This is a genomic window from Rhizobium sp. TBD182 (genome assembly GCF_001950375.1).
GTDB classification, from domain to species: Bacteria; Pseudomonadota; Alphaproteobacteria; order Rhizobiales; family Rhizobiaceae; genus Agrobacterium; species Agrobacterium tumefaciens.
The window spans coordinates 82,433-102,144 of the sequence record NZ_BDLN01000007.1 but is presented as its reverse complement, the minus strand read 5'-3'; the positions used below and the strand labels follow the sequence as shown (position 1 = coordinate 102,144).

The following is a 19,712-nucleotide window of genomic DNA, read 5'->3' as shown; positions in this document are numbered from 1 at the left end:
TAATCAGCGGCCAGTCGCCCATTCGCCCAATTCCCGCTCGGCCCTTTCGAGCGCGCTGTAATTCAACAGCTTGCGCAGGAAAGCGACGGTGACGGCGCGGGTTCGAAGATTATAACGGCCTTCCGCCTCGTCATCACCGGCCGCCTGATGGACGTTCAGCTTTTCGTAGAGGCTTTGCAGCCGGTTCTGCACGCTGCGCAACGAAAGGTTACGGCGGCGCGCAATCGCCTTGTCCGTCAGGCCCAGCGCAACATCAACAAGGATTTCATATTCGGAATCGGTGAAGCCATGCGCCTTGCCAAGGCTTTTTTCCTGTAGGCCGCGCACTTCCCTGTCGATCACGCATTGCGCCTCGATGAAGATGCTGCGCAACGCCAGCCGCAACCGGTCGTCAGATGCTAATTTCAGCACGTAGCCATAGGCAGCACCTTCGGGCACGATGCGGGAAACACCGCGCACATAGGCCTCGTCGGAATAGTTGGACCAGAACAGGATGCGGGTGTCCGGCCGCTCCTTCCAGATGGTGCGCGCCGCCTCGATGCCGTTGCGTTCGTTCATCTGCAAATCCATGACGATATGGGCGGCGCGGTTTTCCCGCGCCAGCTTTTCGCCGGTTCTGCCGTTTGCCGCCTCCAGCACCTTGTCGCATTCCGGCAGGGCGGCTCTCACCGCCTCGTTCAGATAGGCGCGGTGTAGCGCATCGTCCTCAACGATCAGCACATCCATGTCATATTTCCTCCCGCCGGTCGAAAGCGCCTTCCGGCAACGTCACGGTAATGCGGGTTCCAGCGTCTTTGCCGTTGCCACCAATATCGAATCTGGCTGAAATCAGCCGTGCCCGCGTCTTCATGTTGCCGATGCCTAGTCCACCAGAGACAGCCCCCTCGCCACGGCCGCTACCGTCATCGCTCACGGTCACCCGCAACCCGCCATCCGTTAACGACAGTGTCACCGCAATCGTTTCCGGCTGCGCGTGACGGATGGCGTTGTTGACCGCCTCCTGCACGATGCGGAACAGCGAGATGGCAACGGTCTTGTCGAGTGTCTCAACAAGACCGTCCGTCTCGTCCGTAACCGACCAGTCGATAGAAGAGCCGCTGTCGCGCACGGAGCGATCCACATAGGTCTCGATGGCCTGCACGACGCCGAACAATTGCAGGATGGAGGGTTTCGCCTCCTCAATGATCTCGCGCAGATCCTGCATGCAGTGCTGCAGGCTGCGCACCACCGGTTCCAGCATCTCGCCCGACACGTCCGGTGCGTGGCTCATCCGCTCGATGCGCCGTGCAAGCCGCGTCAGGTCCGCCAGCGTCTGGTCGTGCAAATCCATGCCGATCCGCTGTCGCTCGGCCTCCAGCGCTTCGGTCAATTGCAGGGCACCCAGCCGCAACCCCTCCTCGCGGGCATTGGCGCGCGCCTCCTCGATCGCAGACCGTTTGGCCTGTTCGGCGGCGCGGATGGCGTAAAAATAGGGCGCCAGCAAATCCGCAACCGCGCGGGCATTGGCGACATCCTCCATCGTATAGGCATCCGACTGGTGCGAGGAGCAACTGAGCGCGCCGATAATGTCGCCATGCACCTTCATCGGCACGTGCAGGCGGCTATGCAGTTCAAGCTCGATGATCGGGCTGGAAAATGCGCCTTCGAAATGGAAGCGCGGATCGGCGCAGGCATCGCCGCTCAAAAGATATTCCACCTCGCCCGAGAGCACGGAACGGATGGGACTGCCGGACAGAAGGGCGGGCGGCTGGCGGCTCCAGGCGCTTGCCAGACCGCTTTCATAGGCGATGTGAAATTTGTCATCCAGCTGCTTGATGCAGACATCCATGTGGACGTGAGGAATTATATGGGTGATTTCGGTAGCGACCGCCTGAATGATGGCGTTGAATTCGAGCTGCCCGGCGAGCAGCCGCGAAATGCCCATGTAGTGATGGAAAAGAGCGCTTTTCGGCGTATCCAGCATGTGCGGACACCCTCCCAAGCGCCTGCCTTGTCAACTTGTGGCGGCGCGACCTGCCCCGTATCGGCTATTCTGCGCCCGGCGGTGGCGTTTCGTCCTGCGGGTTCCCGCATCCTTTCTGCGGAAACCCGCAGGAAGATTGCCGTTATCCGCCTGTACAAGCCAAACCTTCTTGGTCATTCTCGCTTTTACTGGGGAAAGGAGCTCCAGTGCAAAGGAATTCCGCCTGCCGCCGAGGAGATTTGCGGGAAAGCGGGTTCCGAGCTCAAAAAGGGCAAGCCACCAGGGAGGAAAATCAATGGCTTTCAGAAAGATGCTTCTGGCATCGGCCGCTGTCGCATGCGCAGCTTTGCCGATCACCGCTCACGCCGATACCTCGGCTAAAAAAATCGCGCTTTCGAACAATTACGCGGGCAATTCCTGGCGTCAGGCAATGCTGACGAGCTGGGACAAAATCACCAAGCAGGCAGTTGCAGACAAGCAGGTCGCTGCCGCTGACGCCTTCACGACAGCCGAAAATCAGGCGACCGAACAGGCGGCGCAGATCCAGAACCTCATTCTTCAGGGTTACGACGCCATCGTCATCAACGCCGCCTCGCCCACCGCTCTTAACGGTGCTGTCAAGGAAGCCTGTGACGCCGGCATTACCGTCGTCTCGTTCGATGGCATCGTCACCGAGCCTTGCGCCTGGCGTATCGCCGTTGATTTCAAGGCGATGGGCGCAAGCCAGATCGACTATCTCGCCAAGGCGATGCCGAAGGGTGGCAACCTGCTCGAAATCCGCGGCCTCGCGGGCGTTTCGGTGGACGATGAAATCCATGCCGGCATCGTCGACGCCGTCGCCAAGAACCCGCAGTTCAAGATTGTCGGTTCGGTCAATGGCGACTGGGCGCAGGACGTCGCACAGCGCGCTGTCGCCGGCATTCTGCCGAGCCTTCCCGAAGTTGCGGCAGTCGTGACGCAGGGCGGTGACGGTTACGGTGCAGCACAGGCTTTTGCCGCCGCCAAGCGCCCGACACCCACCATCGTCATGGGCAACCGCGAAGACGAGTTGCAATGGTGGAAGCAGCAGAAGGATGCCAGCGGCTACGAGACCATGTCGGTCTCCATCGCCCCCGGCGTTTCCACGCTCGCTTTCTGGGTGGCGCAGCAAATCCTCGACGGCAAGGATGTCAAAAAGGATTTGACCGTACCTTTCCTGCGCATCGATCAGGGCAATCTTGAGGAAAACCTCAAGAACACCCAGAAGGGCGGCGTCGCGAATGTGGAATATTCACAGGAAGACGCCCAGAAGGCCATCGCCTCCGCCAAATAGGCCGGACAATTTCCGGACACAAGCGATTGCGGCGCTCCCTGAACGGGCGCCGCAACTGCCACCTATATTATCCAAGTTTCAGATCACTGGCGTGAATGCTCATGAATGACATCATCGAGGCGGAAGAAGTCGTTGCCGCGCGCGGCGTGAAGGTCGTGTTCGGCGCGGTAAGGGCGCTTGATGGGGCCGATCTCGTCATCCGTTCGGGCGAATGCCTGGGGCTCGTCGGCCATAACGGTGCGGGAAAATCCACCATCGTCAACGTCATCAATGGCGGGCTGACGCCGCATGAGGGGTCCATTTCCTATCGCGGCGAACAAGGCCGTCAAGGAATCGCGGCAGCACGCGCCAGCGGCGTTCGCTGCGTGTTTCAGGAATTGTCGCTCTGCCCGAACCTGACGATCAGCGAAAACGTCCGCATCATGCATGCCGCGATGAACGGGCGGAACTGGCGCGGACGTGCGCTCGCCATGATCCGGCATACGCTGGACGAGATTTTTCCCGGCCACGGTATCGATTGCGAATTGACGATCGCGGAACTCTCCATCGCCGAGCGGCAGATGGTAGAAATCGCCATCAATTTTTGTCGAACCCCGGATGCGCCGAGACTGGTAATCCTCGATGAACCGACTTCCTCGCTTGATGCGGGTCTTGCGGAACAATTGATGGATTATGTTCGCAGTTTCGTGCGCACCGGCGGCTCCGTGCTGCTGATCTCGCATATTCTCGGCGAGATTCTGTCGACAGCAACCCGCATCGTGGTGATGAAGGACGGCCGAGTGGTCGCTGATCGGGCAGCGGGCGAGTTCACGACGCGCACGCTGGTGGAAGCCATGGGCAGCGTCGTCAAGGAACAGGACAGGCAAAAGGGCGAAAACCGCAAGGCGGGAGAGAAGGTGCTTTCGATGCCGGCGCGCCGGGGCGAAGGCCTCGCCTTCGAGGCTTTCCGCGGTGAAATCATCGGCCTTGCCGGTCTCGGCGGCCACGGGCAGACCGAAGCGCTACTCGATCTCTACCTTGCCCGCAACAGCAGCTGGCTGCCCGCGCGCAAGACCGACATCGCCTTCGTGGCGGGTGATCGCAGTCTGAACGGCACCTTCCCGCTGTGGAGCATCCTCAAAAACCTTTCCATCGCCTCGCTGCGGGATATTTCATCCGCCGGCATGGTGGACAGGGGCAAGGAAACCGAGCTTGGCGCGCAGTGGAAAAAGCGCATCGAAATCCGCACGCCCGACATGGGCAACAAAATCCTTTCGCTCTCCGGCGGCAACCAGCAGAAGGTGCTTTTCGCCCGCGCGCTCGCCACCACGGCTAGCACCGTGCTGATGGACGACCCGATGCGTGGCGTCGATATCGGCACCAAACAGGAGGTCTACGATATCTTGAGAACCGAAGCCTCCCACGGCCGCACCTTCATCTGGTACTCCACCGAGATGGATGAAATCCGCCTTTGCGACCGGGTCTATGTTTTCCGCGACGGCGCCATTCAGGCGGAACTGGTGGGAGAGGACATCACCGAACAGAATGTGCTGGCCGCTTCCTTTTCCGGAGAGGACCACGCATGAAACTCTCCGCCAGTGCCCTTCGTCTCATCATTCCCGCCGCCTCGCTCGCCTTCCTGCTCGCCGCCGTCTTTTACATGCAGCCGCGCGCCATGAGCTATAACGGACTCAACTTGCTGTTCAATCTGGCGGTGCCGATTGCACTTGCCACCATTGCGCAGATGCTGATCATGTCCGTCAACGATCTCGATCTGTCGATGGGTACCTTCGTCAGTTTCTGCGCCTGCGTCACCGCCACCTTCCTGCAAACGACGCCACTGCTCGGTATCGCGATCTTCGCCGGTGCGATTGCGGTTTATGCGATGCTGGGCGCCATCATCCACATCCGCGCCCTGCCCTCAATCGTCGTCACGCTTGGCATGAGCTTTGTCTGGGGCGGCCTTGCCGTCCTCATCCTCCCCTCACCCGGCGGCCAGGCGCCAGCCTTCATCCGGGCGCTGATGACGGCAAAACCGCCGCTCGTGCCAATTGCCATCGTTGCCAGCATCGTGATTGCGGTCGTCGCCCACTACATCGTCATGCGCTCCTCCTTCGGCGTGCTGATGCGCGGCGTCGGCGGTAACTTCCGCTCCGTCGAGCGCTCCGGCTGGTCGGTCATCGGCATACGTGCTGCCACCTTCGCGCTGGCCGGTTTCTTCGCGGTGTTGTCGGGCATAGCGCTCGTCGGGCTAACGACATCGGCAGATGCCAATATCGCGCTTCGCTACACGCTGCTGTCGATTGCCGGCGTTATTCTGGGCGGCGGCGAATTCGTCGGCGGTCGGGTCTCGCCCATCGGTGCTGTCATCGGCGCGCTGACGCTCACCCTTGCCGGCTCGTTCCTGTCCTTCATGCGCATTTCGCCGGACTGGCAGATAGGCGCACAAGGGGCGATCCTCATCATCGTGCTGGCGCTCCGCATCCTGCTCAACCGTCTCGAAAAGCGGGAGAAAAACCAATGAACGGGCTTTCGTCTCTCTCGAAAAAACCATGGATCTGGTCGTTCGCCGCAACGGCCGCGGTCTGGATCGTTACCGTCATGTTCACCGGCGGCGCCAGCTCCTTCGGCCTGTCGCACGCAGCCCTGACCTTCGCGGCCTTTTCCGTGATCGTCGGTATCGGCCAGATGTTCGTCATCACGCTCGGGCCGGGTAATATCGACCTCTGCGTTCCCGCCACGATGACGCTATCAGGCACGCTGGCGCTCAAATTCATGGATGTGTCCGATGGTCTCATCCTGCCGGGATTGCTGATCGCCATCCTGATCGGCATCGCCATCGGCATCGGCAACTATACGTTGATCAAGCTTCTGCGCATCCCACCGATCATCGCGACGCTTTCGATGAGCTTCATCGTGCAGTCTATCGCCATCTGGTCCAACCGCGGCCTGCGGATCAAGCCGCCGGAAACACTCGCCACCTTTGCCACGTCGAGCTCTCTCGGCATTCCGAATGTTGCCCTCGTCGCCCTTGTCCTCTCGGTCATCGCCTGGCTGCTGCTCGACCGCACCTTTTACGGACGCTGGATTTCCGCCATCGGCCAGAGCACTTTCGCCGCCCGCATGACCGGCATTCCAGTGGATGGAGCACGCTTCGTCACCTATGTGCTCTGCGCGGTACTGGCGGCGATCGCGGGTTATCTGCTCGCCAGCTTCTCCGGCGGCGCAGCACTCAACATGGGATCGGAATATCTGCTGATGTCCATCGCGGTGGTGGTGATCGGCGGCACGGCGGTTGCGGGCGGCGATTCCAACGTACCCGGTATCTGGGGCGCTTCGCTGTTCATGTTCCTGGTGGTCTCGATGCTGAACACCTATGGTTTCGGCGCGGGCATCCGCCTCATCCTCACCGGCCTCATCATCATTTCCGTCATTCTTCTGGCTAGCGGCCCCAAGGCCACACGCTGAACCCCGAACGAAAAGCCCTCAAGCGGACCACGCTCATGACCACAGACAACGCCTCCCCTTACGAAATCCACGATGAACGCTTCCGCCTTCTGATTGTCGGCAATGCGGAACTGGAAGAGCTTTATTCCGGCTGCCGCTGGGCGGAAGGCCCGGTGTGGTTTTCTGATCTGAGCTGCCTGCTGTTCAGCGACATTCCCAATGAGCGCATGTTGCGATGGGTGCCGAATGGCGGGATTTCGGTATTCCGCCACCCCTCCAACTTCACCAATGGCAATACGCGCGACCGGCAGGGACGGCTGGTTTCATGCGAACATGGCGGCCGTCGCGTCACCCGCACCGAAGTCGACGGCTCGATCACCGTTCTTGCCGACAGCTACGGCGGCAAGCGGCTGAACTCGCCTAATGACGTGGTGGTGAAATCCGATGGCAGCGTCTGGTTTACCGACCCCACTTACGGCATTCTTTCCGATTATGAGGGCTACAAGGCGGAACCCGAACAGAAGACGCGCAATGTTTACCGGCTCGATCCCGCAACCGGTGAAATCAAGATCGCCATCGATGACTTCGTGCAGCCAAACGGTCTGGCTTTCTCGCCTGATGAAACCAAGCTCTATGTCGCAGACAGTTCCTACAGCCATGATGTATCCCGCCCACGCCATATCCGCGTTTTCGATGTCGTGGACGGCGTGAAGCTCACAAACGGCCGGGAATTCTGCAATCTCGACAATGGCTTGCCTGATGGATTCCGTCTGGATACAGCGGGCAATCTCTGGACCAGTGCCGGCGATGGCGTGCACTGCTTTTCGCCTGACGGTACGCTGCTTGGCAAGATCAAGGTGCCGCAGACGGTCGCAAACCTCACCTTCGGCGGCCCGAAGAAAAACCGCCTGTTCATCACCGCAACGAAATCGCTCTATTCGGTCTACGTCGCCGCAACCGGCGCGCAGACGCCCTGATACGCTGGAAAAACCGGAGGGCATGTAGCAGACGGGAACTGGCAAGACGGCTTCACTGCGCTATAAAAGCGGGATGACCGATGATTCCAGCCCCTTCCTGACCGACGACATGGCACTGGATGGCGAAACGCAGGCTATCGAACCCACCAGCCGCATGCTGTCATGGGCGCGCAATTCCGCTCTCTACCGGCTGGAACAGCGCATGATGACGGAAAAGCAGCTGCGCGATGCGATCACCCGCAAGGCGCGGGAAAAATTCGAGGATATCAGCCCCGCTCAGATAAAGGCGCTTGGCGAATTCGCCGTGACCTTCGCCTATGGCATCAAGGCGCTCGACGATACGGCTTATGCAGAAATTGCCGTGCGAAGTGGCCAGCGCAGCGGCAAGTCGAAGCGCGGGCTTGCGCAGAAACTTCAGATCAAGGGCATTGATCGGGAAACGGCCGCAGTCGCACTGCAGGAAACCAACGATCTGGTGGCGGCCGTCATCTTTGCGCGCAAGCGCGCCTTCGGTCCCTTTCGCCGTGTCGAGCTTGATGAAAAACGCAAGTCGAAGGAATTTTCTGCCTTCGCCCGCAACGGCTTCGGCTTCGAAATCGGCGCGAAGGTGATGGCGATGACGGTGGAAGAGGCAGAAGAGATCGTCTCGGAAGCACCGCTTTAAAGGTTATTGCGGCATCGGATGCGTTTTCAGATAAGCGATCAGATCCGCGATATCCGTTTCGCTCCACAGCCCGAAAAAGCGCATCGAGGTTCCAGGGATCGCCTTTTTTGGGCTCGAGATAAAACTTTGCAGCTCCTCCTCCGTCCACACCCGACCCGCGGCACCGGCATCCTTCAGCGCCTGCGAATAATGGCCGTAACCAGCCACGGAGGCTATCGGCCTGCCCACCACGCCCATCAGATGCGGTCCCATGCGGGTGCGCGGCGCATCGATACTGTGGCAGGTGGAACAGCGGCTGAAAACTTTTTCCCCGTGCACCGCATCGCCTTCGGCCAATGCCGGCGCAGCAATACAGAGGAAAAAAGCCATTGAAGCCGGAAGCGTTCTGAATGCCGAGATCATCATGCCCCGCATAATACAACGCCCTCCCCGTCTGACAACGAAGAGGGCGTTTTTTGACATGCGACAGAATGCCCGGCGTTATAAGCCGGGCAGTACGTCGATGATCAGTTCATCGCAGTGAGCGTCACGGATGTACCGGTTGCGGCGAGGTTGAGGCCAACCTGACCCGTCACGCTGACCGTCTGAAGCTGGATGGAGCCCGAGGTGCCGCCAACGAGGATGTTGGTGCCAACGCCGAGGCCAACGGTTACTTCAGCCGTGGCGCCCTGATAAAGGCCACCGAGCGAACCACGGTGGTAACCCGCTGTCGGGGCGAAAACGGCCCAGACCAGACGGCCCTGCGTGGTGAAGCCAAGGTCAACGCCCATCTTGCGGATGGCGCCGGTATAATGGTCGGTGCGACGCGCGCCCATGGTGGACTGGAAGGTGCAATCCAGTTCCTTGGCCGAGCCGATTACGTAACCGACGCCACCGCCGATATCGCAGGTGAGGTAACCGATCTTGACGCCATTGCGTTCGTCCTGCTCCTGCGGAGCCGGCTCATATCTTGCAAGGTCGGCAGCGAGTGCGGACACGGTTCCACCGAGACCCATCGTCAATGCGGCAAAAGTTACGGCAACAGCCTTTTTCATCTGATTTTCTCCTGTTTTATTCCTACCCGCAGCAGCCCTTCTTGCCCTCTCCGGATATTGAATTCCGCACTGTTAACGTTTGTTCCCCGAAATCGATCCAAAACAACTGAATTGGGTGCAAGGAAAGCAAAACGGTTAACAATGTCTACTGGCGGTAGGATGCCATTAAGACATTGTTAGGGCGGGAAACGCCTGCGGAATTCCTGTTAAAGGCGAGTACGTCAGGGCGTTGTTTTGCTGCAACGATGTCAAAGCGGCAGTGCTACGGGAAAGCCGGTCGCAGCATGGGTCATGACATCCATACGGACGCCATAGATACGCTCCAGCGTTTCCGGCGTCATGATTTCGTTCGGCGTTCCCCTTGCGATAAGCCTACCGGAATGCAGTGCGACGATCTCATCGCAGAACCGCGCCGCCATGTTGACATCGTGCAGCACCACGATGACGCCGAGACCCTTTTCCCGCGACAGTCTTTGCACCAGCGAGAGAACCTCGAGCTGGTGTGCCATGTCGAGCGCCGATATGGGTTCGTCGAGAAGCAGGCTTTCGGCGTTCTGGGCAACCAGCATGGCCAGCCACACGCGCTGGCGCTCCCCACCCGAAAGCGTGTCCACCAGCCGGTCCCTGAAGGCCACGGTGTCGGTCAGCTCTATAGCCTCGTCCACCCTCTCCTGATCCGCCTTGGTGAATTGGCCGAGCGCGCCGTGCCAGGGGTAACGGCCAAGCGCCACCAGTTCCTTGGCCAGCATGCCGGACGCAGCCGGCGTATATTGCGGAAGATAGGCGAGCTTTCGCGCAAATTCGCGGTTGCCCCAGCTCCCCAGCGGCTGCCCCTCGAACGACACCTTGCCCGCCGTCGGCTCGTGCATGCGCGCGAGAATCTTAAGCAGCGTCGATTTTCCCGAACCGTTATGGCCGATAAGACCGATGGTCTTGCCGGTGGCAAAGCTTGCCGTCAGCGGATGCAGCAATGTCCTGCCCGGAACCTCCATGGTTACCGCTTCCAGAAAGAAAAGCGGGATATCGTCGTAATCTACGGCAGGTGCGGCCTGACCCATTGTTCTCATCTCCGTAAATCGTTCAGAAAAATCATCATCGCCTGCCTGAAAGCCAGATCAGATAGGGCGCACCGGCCAGAGCCGCAAAAAGCCCAAGCGGCAACTCGTAAGGAAAGGTCACGGTTCTTGCCCCGAGATCGGAAAGCGCCATCAGCACCGCACCGAACAGGAACGATGCAAACAGGTGGTCGCGCGGTGTGGTGAAACCGGCCCGAAGCGCAATGTGCGGTGCCATCAACCCGACGAAGCTCAGCGGACCGACCAGCAGTGAGGCCGCACCGGTGGCAATGCCGGCCACGGCGATGACTGCAATACGCGCCGTAGCGAGCGGCAGACCTAGTGAGAGCGGCACATCCCGGCCAAGCGGCAGGATCACCAGCCAGCGCGTCACCGACAGGGCAGCGGCCAGGAGCACGACGGAAAGCACCGCAAGAAAGATCGCCGAACCTGATGTCGCCGTCGAACCCGAGCCGCTGAGCCAGGAGAGAATTTGCCAGGCCCGCTGATCACCAATGGCAAGCAGTGCCGAAAGTACCGCCGAGCAGAGCGAACTGATGGCAATGCCGGCGAGCAGTATTTTTTCAGGCGCCAGATGCCGGCGCACCGAAAAGAACAGAACGAGCATCATGACGGCTGCCGAGCCGAGGCCGGCGCCGCAAAACAGTTCGAACAGCCCGGCGGCCGGAAAGAGCGTGATGGCGGCGGCAAAACCAAGACCCGCGCCACCGCTGACGCCGATCACCTCCGGGCTTGCCATGGGATTTCCGGTCAGCCGCTGCAGAAGCGCGCCCGCCATCGCCAATAAACCACCGGCAGCACAAGCCGCCATCAACCGCGGCCAACGAAAGGGCAGAAGGCTTTGCAGGTCGCCAGCTTTCAGCACCGTCCAGCCCTCCGGCCCCTTGCCGATGGCGAGGGCTGCAAAAACCAGCCCGGCCATGATGACAAGCACCGGCAGCAGGGAGGCAAGCCTGCGTCTGATCGCGAGATCGCCGCCCTCATTGCGATGGATATTCGTAGGCGGGATTTTCGGCAGCAGCCAAAGCAGCAAAGGCCCGCCGATGAGAGCCGTGACCGCACCCGTCGGAAACACTTCCGCTGTCGTACTCGCCAGAAGCTGCACGAGACCGTCGCAGAACCAGAGCAGCAGACCGCCCAGAAGCGGCGAAACGAACAGCACGGAAGATGCACGTCGCACACCCAGCGCACGGGTAAGCGCAGGTGCTGCAAGTCCGATAAAACTGACGAGACCGACGGCGGCGGCGACGAATGCCGACAGCATCACGGCGACGGCAGCCACCGCCAGCCTGATCGAAAAGAGCGATACGCCGAGCGATCGCGCACTGGAATCGCTGAGACCCAGAACCGTCAATGGCCTTATCAGTAGCCCGGTGAGAACCAGACCAGCGAGAAGTTGGGCGGCAAGCAGAAACGCATTCGACCAGTCCTGCTGGCTGAGGGAACCGCCATTCCAGACCACAAGCGACATTAGATATTCGCCTCGTGCAAGCGTCAGCGCGGCGGCAACGGAAGCGGCGGTGATGCCGACCAGCAGTCCCGACACCACCATGGTGACGGGCTCGAAGGACCGCCGCCAGCCGAGAAGAAACACCACGGAGGCCGCAGCGGTACCGCCGGCGAGCGCCACCCATGCGCGGTTGCCATCCAGCACCGAGGGGAAGAACAGGGTCGCGATGACGATTGCCAGCTGGGCGCCGGCAGAGATGCCAAGGGTGGAGGGGTCGGCAATCGGATTGCGCAGCAATTGCTGGAAAAGCGCACCCGACAATCCCAGCATCGCCCCCGCCAGAATGGCAACCGCCACACGCGGCATCAGGCTGAAGGCGAAAATGACCTGATCCATCGACATGGACGCGGCATCGAACGGCAGGCCGGGCCAAGCGCCGAGGGGTAACCGCAGCAATCCGGCATGCAGGGAAAGCCCGCAGGCCAGAAGAAAGACGAGGCCGAAGAAAAGCTGGAGAGGCCGTGCCGTCACAATGCCTCTCCGTGGGTTGCCAGAGCCTCGGTCAAAAGCCGCGCAAAACGCATGGCTGCGGTGATACCGCCATAGGGGCTGACATTACCGAGGGTGACCACCCGGTTTTCCCGCACGGCCGGAAGCGCACGCCAGATGGCACTGTTGCGCAGAGTTTCCCGCGCCTCCACCGGAATATCGGAGACGATGACGATGCGCGCATCGGATGAGGCGGCGAGGTTTTCAAGCGGCACCGGGGCCGCGAAGGTGAATTGCGACCGATCCACCCAGGCATTGGTCAGCCCCAGACGGCCAAGAACATCCCCGAACATGCTATCCGCACCAAAGGCACGAAAATGCCGGGCGTCGCCTATGTTGATGACATAGGTCGGCCGTGCGGAAAACCCGGCAAGACGGGCCCGCATGGCGTGCAGTGCCGCTTCCGTTTCACCCAGAACCTTGCGCGCCTCTTCGGCCCGCCCGAGCTTTTCACCAAGCGCGGTGACCGCCGCCAGCGCCTTTTCGAAAGGCGGCTCACCCTTCACGTAAAAGGGCAGTGAAAAGACGGGGGCGATCGCTTCCAGCCTGCCGGTATAACGTGTGTAGAAAGGCGAAATCAGAATGAGCTCCGACCGGGTGAGCTGCAGAAGCTCGAAATTCGGAGCGCCGCGCAGGCCGAGATCGGCGACGGTTTCAGGGATATCAGGCTCGACCGCGCCGGACCGGAACTGGATGAGTTCGGTCGCCGCCACCGGCATGACGCCGAGCGCCACAGATGTTTCCAGCATGGCCCAGTCGATGGCGGCGATGCGCGGCGTCACTGCTGCCCGCGCCTTGCCCGCAAGAGCCGAGGCGGCGAGCAGGCTTAAAAATTCCCGCCGCCCCCAGAGGGGGGAAATCCATCGATCCTTACGCGTCATGCCCCTGCTGCTTCACTTTAATATGGCGTTACCAACGGTAGGTCAGCTTGCCCATAACGGTTCTGCCGTCACCGTAATAGCATCCGAAAGTGGAGCAACTAGAAATATATTCTTTATCAGTCAAGTTTTGCACCAGAAGCGAGGCGCGGTAGCCGTTCTTCTCGTAATGCACGCCGAGATCGAGCAGGGCGAGGCCCTTCATTTCGAAGGCATTGGCCGCATCGCCATAACGTTTTCCGACATAACGGACACCGCCGCCGATGCCGAAACCTTCAAGCGCCGTATCTTCCGGGAAGGTGTAGTCGAGCCAGAGGCTGGCGGCGTGCCGGGGCGTACTATCCAGCTCCTTGCCGTTGTTCACACGGCCGGAGACCTCGCTGTCCATGTAGGTATAGGCCGCCCGCAGGTCGAGCCCGTCTGCAAGGCTTGCGACGCCTTCCAGTTCGAGGCCTCTCACATGCGCCTCGTCCATCTGCTGCGTCACCCCGCCCACCGTCGTCGTGACGTTCTTCTGTTTCAGATCGTAGATCGCCGCGGAAAAGAAACCGTCAAAGCCCTCGGGCTGATATTTGATGCCCGCTTCCCATTGTTCGCCCGTGGTCGGTTTCGGCGCATCACCGACAGCCGGCTGCGGCACGGGCTCGAAGGAGGTCGCGTAGCTGACATACGGCGCGATGCCGCCATCGAAGAGATAGCTGACCCCGACACGGCCCGTCAGCTTATGGTCGTCCTTGTCGAGAGTGCGGTAGGTCGTTCCGTTGAACGTCGTGCCGCCGGTGCTTGCCCAATCCTGCCGCAGACCGGCGGTGACCCGCCAGTTCTCAAAGGCCATCTCGTCCTGCGCATAAAGACCGATCTGGGAAATATCCGTCTTCACATCGGCATAAAGCGTGCGCGAGGTGAGACTAATTGGCCCGCCATAAACAGGATTGACGGGATTGAGCGGCGTTGCGGCCCAGAATTCGGTTTTGACGTTATTGTCGAAATAGCGGTAATCCAGCCCGACAAGCAGGGTGTGGTCGACTGGTCCCGTGGAGAACTCCGCCTGCAGGCTGTTGTCGATGTTGAAGGTGTTCAGCAATTCATCCTGGAACGTCGCATTGCGGCGGATGAGATTGCCGATCATGCCGCCGCTGGTCGAAGACATGCCGAGCGCGCGGTAGGACCAGTCGAAATTGGAATAACGCGCATTCTGCCGGAAGGTGAAGGTCTCGTCGAAACGGTGCTCGAACTCATAGCCGATATTAGTGAACTTGCGGCTTGAGGTATCGAAAGAGGGATCGCCGACATAAAAGCTGCGGTCCAGCATATTGCCTGGTCTCAGATAGGTCAGCGCCGGCGGCAGGCCAGACGGCGAACTCGGATTGTCGTGCTGATAGGAGGCGAGAACCGTCAGTTTCGTATCCTCGTCGGGCTGCCATGTTAGCGCCGGGGCGATGAAATAACGATCGTTCTGCAGATTGTCCGTCTGAAGATGGGCGTTGCGGGCAAGGCCGGTCAGGCGATAGGCAAAACTGTCGCTATCCGCGACCGGCCCACCAATATCGAACATCGATTGGTAATAATCGAAGCTGCCGATCTGCGCTCCGACTTCGCCGAAACGCTCGAAAGTCGGCCGCTTGCTGATGAGATTGATGAGGCCACCGGGATTACCCTGACCGTAAAGCACCGAGGCCGGCCCGCGAATGACTTCCACCCGCTCCAGACCGTAGACCTCATAAGACGGCGCACCGGCCGTGCGCATCAGCCGCAGACTGTTGAGGAACTGCAGCTGGTTACCCTGAAAGCCGCGAATGCGCGGCGCATCGAAACGTGGATCCGCCCCAAACGGCTGCGCGACGACGCCAGGCACATAATTCAGCACCTCGCTGAGATTACGGACATTCTGCGCATCCATTTGATCCCTGGTGATGACGGAAACCGATTGCGGCGTCTCGATCAGGGATCGCCCCGTCTTGGTGGCGCTGGCGCTGGTTTTTGCCACATAGCCCTTCACCGGCGCCTTGGAGTCCTGATTTTTCGCGCCGTCCACGGTGATGGTCTGCAGCACCGTCGTTCCGGCTTCCTGCGCAAGGGCAACGCCGGAGGTCACGAACGCCACATAGGCGATGGCAGCGCAACCGCCCGCCAGAATGGAAATGTGTTTAGATTTTCCCTGCACGCCAAGACCCTTCATCAACCGCGCCGCCATGAGACGGTTATTTTTCTGGAGAATTTAAGTCATCTTATTACGCAAGGAGCGGATTGTGATCCAATAAGTGAAACTGGATTTTTTCAGAACTACTGATTATGAAAATTCTTACGGATAATAGCTTGGAATTATTCAAATCCGTCAGGAAAGGCAGTGATGATGGGCAGGAAACCGGCAAACCGGGCGGACGCGTTCGAGCTGCGGCACCTGCGCTATTTCACCACGCTGGTGGATGAGCGCAATTTCGAGCGCGCCGCCGCCCGCCTCGGCATTGCCCAGCCGGGTTTGAGCCAGCAGATCATGGCGCTCGAGCAGATCGTCGGCATGCCGTTGCTTGACCGGACACGGCGATCGGTGAAGCTCACCACGCCTGGCCAGCTTCTTTATGAGGATGCCCGCAAAATTCTCGCCAATGCCGAGGCGACACTTGCGGCGCTTAAACGCGTCGATCGCGGCGAGACGGGCCGCATCTCCATCGGTTATGTCGCTTCGGCCGCCTATTCCGGCCTGATGATCCAGTCCATCGCCAGTTTCCGCGCCTCTCATCCCGATGTGGAACTGCAACTGATCGAGATGGAGATGCGGCTGCAACTCGCCAAGATCGCCGACGGAAATCTGGATTTTGCCTTCATCCGCCCGCCTGCGCCCGTTCCGGAAGGTGTCACAACCCATGTGGTTCTGCGCGAACCGCTGGTGGCCGCACTTCCTGAAAACCATCCCCTGGCCTTTGCGCTGCAGGTCGACCTCAAGAACCTTGCCGACGAGACCTTCATCACACCGCGGCAGCCGCCGGATGTCGGCTTTCATTACAATACGATAGAAGCCTGCAACGAGGCCGGGTTCCAGCCAACGATAAGCCCGGAAGGCCGGGATTACACCACCATTACCAGCATGGTGGCGATCGGCCTCGGTGTGGCGCTGGTGCCGCGCTCGCTCGATTGTCTGCGGTTGCCCGGCGTGCGCTACGTGCCGCTTGCAGCAAGCGCCACGACTTCCGACCTCGCCATCGCCCACCGGAAAACGGAAGCCTCTCCCGCCGTCAGGGCCTTCATTCTCCATACCCGCAATTGACGCGACCGCACCCGCCCATGCGCTGAATATCCACGACCCGGCTGCCGATCCCGTGGACGAAAAACCCGTCATCGTCCGTTTCCGCGGCATCGGTGGCAACAGGCCAAGCGACGCAACCACATGAGATTACGGAAAGAATGGCGCTCTTTTCGGCAAACCGGAAGCAAGGCCTAAATCCCGTCCGGATATTTTCTGTTCCCGCTTTTCCCCGCAGCCGCGGCGCACCGTATAATCGCGGCAGATTTCGATTTACGGGAGACAGCAATGGCTGAGACTTACGAACACCACGCCGCAGGCCTCGAATCCCCGGCATCCCATGCTTTCGAGGTTGTTCCTGATGATACGAACCCGCTTCCTTCCCCCACGCGCGCCATCTATGTGGGCAATGGTGGTCATCTCTGCCTGACCCTGCTTTCCGGCGCGACGGTGACCTTCCAGAACCTGCCCGCAGGCAGCCTGCTGCCGGTCAGGGCCACCCGCATATTTGCAACCCGCACCACCGCCACAGGCATTCTGGGGCTCAATTGAGCGCTCCATCGCCGGCTGATCTCCTCGATCTGAAACGCAGCCCTCGCCAGAAGCCCACCAAGGAGTGTGACACTTTCATGACAAGCTTTCAGGTTGATGTCAGCAAAATGAAGCATCCGCCATTGATCGGCCCATGCGGCAGCTTGGACAGCGGCGTTCCCGCCCCTTTTTCGTTGCCGCCGGCCTATCGGAAATCTGGTGGATCTCGCAGTGGCTCTTTTTACCGCGAAAGCGACGGGAACAATAACGTATCGTCCGGAGATCGGCAGCGTGCCGCTCAGCCTGCTGACGGCGGCCTATCTGCTGTTTTTTACAAACCAGACGTTCTGGTCGAAGGTTCACACCTATCTTTCCGCCTATCCGGTCGCCATCGTTGGGCTTTATGTCGCCATAGCGGCGCTTTTCGGCGCGCTCATCACCATTTTTTCCGCCAAATATCTCATCAAGCCGTTTCTTATCTTGCTGGTATTCGCGGCCGCGGCGGCTTCATGGTTCATGGACCGCTACGGCATCATCATCGACAGCGACATGATCCGCAACGCCGTGGAGACCACGCGGGCGGAAGCGGGCAATCTGATGACACCTGGCCTTTTCTGGCATCTGACCATCTATGGGCTGGTGCCGTCGCTCGTCATCGCCGCCGTCCGGGTTCGGCATCGGCCGATCATCGACAAGCTGCTGTGGAACACCGTCAGCATCCTGATCTGCCTCACCGTTGCCGGCATCATCAGCTTTGCGAATTCCAAAACATTCACCACCGCCGTGCGCCAGCACAAGGATATCGTCAAAAGCGTCAATCCCTTGTCGCCGATCATATCCACCATTCACTATCTGACGCAGGCGGAAAAGGAAGCTGACATACAGGTGAGCCCGATCGGCAAGGATGCAAAAATCCTGCCGGCGCTGGGTGGCATCCACAAGCCACGCATCACCGTCATCGTGGCTGGTGAGACCGCGCGCGCTTCGAACTTTTCCCTGAACGGCTATGGGCGCGACACCAACCCGGAACTGGCAAAGCGCGACGTGATCTATTTCCCTAATACAACCAGCTGCGGCACTGCGACGGCGATTTCCATTCCCTGCATGTTCTCGAAATTCCCGCGTTCTGAGTATAGCCACAACAAGGCGCTCGCCAACGAGAACGTCATGGATGTTCTTGTCCATGCCGGTGTCGGTGCAACCTGGCTGGACAACAACACCGGCAGCAAGAACGTGGCCGACCGCATTCCCTTTTTCGATCTGCCTTCCACCAACGACACCCGCTTCTGCACTGGCGGAGAATGCCGCGACGATATCTTCTTCGACAAGCTCGACGCATGGCTCGATAACGTCAAGAAGGACAGTGTCATCGTGTTGCACCAGATGGGCAGCCATGGGCCGACCTACTATCTGCGTTACACCGACGAATTCCGGAAGTTCACCCCGGACTGTCGAACCGCTGAGCTTGGCAATTGCACGGACGCGCAAATCGTGAATTCCTATGACAACACGCTTCTCTACACCGATCATTTCCTGTCGATCGTGATCGACAAGCTGAAGGCACGTTCCAACACGCTTGCAACGGGGATGATCTACGCCTCGGACCATGGTGAATCGCTTGGCGAGAACGGCGTCTATCTGCACGGCGCACCCTATCTGCTGGCACCCGACCAGCAGACCCATGTGCCGTTTCTCGTCTGGTTCGATGATGATTTCGCCAAATCAATGGGGCTGGATCGCGCATGCCTTGCAAAAGGCGCAGCAAAGGGCGGGCGCTCGCACGACAATTATTTCCACAGTATCCTTGGAATGATGAACGTCTCCACCTCCGTCTACGATTCCGCGCAGGACGTGTTCGGCGGCTGCACCCAGCGCCAGAATAGCTGAACATACAGTGCTTGACGCTTATCCCGTGAAAGCGATACGCAAGACGACGCGATAAAGGAGCTGTCTTGCGGGTTCTGCTTGTTGAAGACGATCATGTGCTGGGAGAGGCGCTGCGAGACCATGTCGCCGCGGCAGGCCACGCCGTTGACTGGTTTAAGTTGCTCGACGACGCCACGGCGGCGACGCTGACCATGGCTTACGGGCTCATCCTGCTCGACATGCGGCTGCCGGACGGCGATGGCATCACCCTTTTGCAATCACTGCGCAATCGCGATGACTCGACGCCGGTGATCATTCTGACGGCGCACGACCAGGTGTCCGACCGGATTGCCGGACTGAATGCCGGAGCGGACGACTATCTGGTCAAGCCCTTCGATCTCAACGAGCTTTCGGCACGCATGCTGGCGGTCTCGCGGCGGTACGAGGGGCGCTCCGCCCCCGTCATTCGCCTGCCCGGCATCGAAATCAACCAGGTGGCGCGCAATATCGTCGTTGACGGAACAGCGCAAACGCTCAGCGCCAGAGAATGGGCCGTGCTGGAAAAGCTGGTCGAGCATCCCGGTGCGGTCGTCTCGAAATCTCAACTGCACGACACGCTCTACGAATTCGGCGCGGAAATAGAAAGCAATACGGTCGAGGTCTATATCAGCCGGCTGCGCAAGAAGATCGGCCATGACCGCGTCGAGACCGTGCGCGGCGTCGGCTACACCATCAGGTAGACAGA

General features: G+C 60.0%; 18 protein-coding genes. 10 read left to right on the top strand and 8 right to left on the bottom strand.

Annotation, left to right across the window (positions count from 1 at the left end; translation table 11 throughout):
• Positions 1–3: 3 nt before the first annotated feature.
• On the bottom strand, positions 4–726 hold the full coding sequence (locus tag T18_RS19640; protein ID WP_038494594.1) for a response regulator transcription factor: 723 nt from the start codon (positions 724–726) through the stop codon (positions 4–6).
• A gap of 1 nt (position 727) precedes the next feature.
• Positions 728–1,963, bottom strand: a complete 1,236-nt coding sequence (locus T18_RS19635; protein WP_004431694.1) for a sensor histidine kinase — start codon at positions 1,961–1,963, stop codon at positions 728–730.
• 295 nt (positions 1,964–2,258) lie between these two features.
• On the opposite strand from T18_RS19635, the gene T18_RS19630 reads away from it, so the two are divergent.
• From T18_RS19630 to recX, 6 genes are all read left to right on the top strand, one after another.
• Entirely contained in the window at positions 2,259–3,275 is a 1,017-nt protein-coding gene (locus T18_RS19630; RefSeq protein ID WP_004431691.1) for an ABC transporter substrate-binding protein, read from the top strand.
• A gap of 101 nt (positions 3,276–3,376) precedes the next feature.
• Positions 3,377–4,840 carry an ATP-binding cassette domain-containing protein gene (locus tag T18_RS19625; RefSeq protein WP_004431687.1) on the top strand — a complete coding sequence of 488 codons (1,464 nt, stop codon included), beginning with the start codon at positions 3,377–3,379 and terminating at the stop codon, positions 4,838–4,840.
• On the top strand, positions 4,837–5,778 hold the full coding sequence (locus tag T18_RS19620) for an ABC transporter permease (protein WP_004431684.1): 942 nt from the start codon (positions 4,837–4,839) through the stop codon (positions 5,776–5,778). The genes T18_RS19625 and T18_RS19620 overlap by 4 nt, the downstream gene beginning before the upstream one ends.
• On the top strand, positions 5,775–6,722 hold the full coding sequence (locus T18_RS19615; RefSeq protein WP_004431681.1) for an ABC transporter permease: 948 nt from the start codon (positions 5,775–5,777) through the stop codon (positions 6,720–6,722). The genes T18_RS19620 and T18_RS19615 overlap by 4 nt, the downstream gene beginning before the upstream one ends.
• Before the next feature lie 35 nt (positions 6,723–6,757).
• The gene (locus T18_RS19610; protein WP_004431678.1) at positions 6,758–7,678 is read left to right on the top strand and encodes an SMP-30/gluconolactonase/LRE family protein; all 921 of its coding nucleotides are present in this window, start codon (positions 6,758–6,760) and stop codon (positions 7,676–7,678) included.
• Positions 7,679–7,751: 73 nt separating this feature from the next.
• Positions 7,752–8,342, top strand: a complete 591-nt coding sequence (gene recX, locus T18_RS19605; protein WP_004431673.1) for a recombination regulator RecX — start codon at positions 7,752–7,754, stop codon at positions 8,340–8,342.
• A gap of 3 nt (positions 8,343–8,345) precedes the next feature.
• Here recX and T18_RS19600 read toward each other — a convergent pair whose 3' ends face one another.
• The 6 genes from T18_RS19600 to T18_RS19575 form a co-directional block, all read right to left on the bottom strand.
• Positions 8,346–8,756, bottom strand: a complete 411-nt coding sequence (locus T18_RS19600; RefSeq protein WP_004431671.1) for a c-type cytochrome — start codon at positions 8,754–8,756, stop codon at positions 8,346–8,348.
• 92 nt (positions 8,757–8,848) lie between these two features.
• Complete coding sequence (locus T18_RS19595) at positions 8,849–9,376, bottom strand: DUF992 domain-containing protein (protein WP_004431668.1); 528 nt, start codon at positions 9,374–9,376, stop codon at positions 8,849–8,851.
• Positions 9,377–9,624: 248 nt separating this feature from the next.
• Positions 9,625–10,434 (bottom strand): ATP-binding cassette domain-containing protein, encoded by an 810-nt coding sequence (locus T18_RS19590; protein WP_004431665.1) that lies wholly within the window; start codon positions 10,432–10,434, stop codon positions 9,625–9,627.
• A gap of 34 nt (positions 10,435–10,468) precedes the next feature.
• Positions 10,469–12,433 carry a Fe(3+)-hydroxamate ABC transporter permease FhuB gene (fhuB, locus tag T18_RS19585; RefSeq protein WP_004431664.1) on the bottom strand — a complete coding sequence of 655 codons (1,965 nt, stop codon included), beginning with the start codon at positions 12,431–12,433 and terminating at the stop codon, positions 10,469–10,471.
• Positions 12,430–13,332 carry an iron-siderophore ABC transporter substrate-binding protein gene (locus tag T18_RS19580; RefSeq protein WP_004431662.1) on the bottom strand — a complete coding sequence of 301 codons (903 nt, stop codon included), beginning with the start codon at positions 13,330–13,332 and terminating at the stop codon, positions 12,430–12,432. Before T18_RS19580 ends, fhuB begins: the two co-directional genes overlap by 4 nt.
• 28 nt (positions 13,333–13,360) lie before the next feature.
• Positions 13,361–15,523 (bottom strand): TonB-dependent siderophore receptor, encoded by a 2,163-nt coding sequence (locus T18_RS19575; protein ID WP_004431660.1) that lies wholly within the window; start codon positions 15,521–15,523, stop codon positions 13,361–13,363.
• A gap of 156 nt (positions 15,524–15,679) precedes the next feature.
• Between T18_RS19575 and T18_RS19570 the strand changes: the two genes are divergently transcribed.
• The 4 genes from T18_RS19570 (at position 15,680) to T18_RS19555 (ending at position 19,707) form a co-directional block, all read left to right on the top strand.
• A complete protein-coding gene (locus T18_RS19570) occupies positions 15,680–16,594 on the top strand; it encodes a LysR family transcriptional regulator (RefSeq protein ID WP_004431656.1) in 915 nt (304 codons plus the stop codon).
• A 264-nt stretch (positions 16,595–16,858) separates the two neighbouring features.
• On the top strand, positions 16,859–17,122 hold the full coding sequence (locus T18_RS19565) for a spike base protein, RCAP_Rcc01079 family (protein ID WP_003508451.1): 264 nt from the start codon (positions 16,859–16,861) through the stop codon (positions 17,120–17,122).
• 198 nt (positions 17,123–17,320) lie between these two features.
• Complete coding sequence (locus T18_RS19560) at positions 17,321–18,988, top strand: phosphoethanolamine transferase (RefSeq protein ID WP_038494588.1); 1,668 nt, start codon at positions 17,321–17,323, stop codon at positions 18,986–18,988.
• 65 nt (positions 18,989–19,053) lie between these two features.
• Positions 19,054–19,707 (top strand): response regulator transcription factor, encoded by a 654-nt coding sequence (locus tag T18_RS19555; RefSeq protein WP_004431644.1) that lies wholly within the window; start codon positions 19,054–19,056, stop codon positions 19,705–19,707.
• Positions 19,708–19,712: the final 5 nt, after the last annotated feature.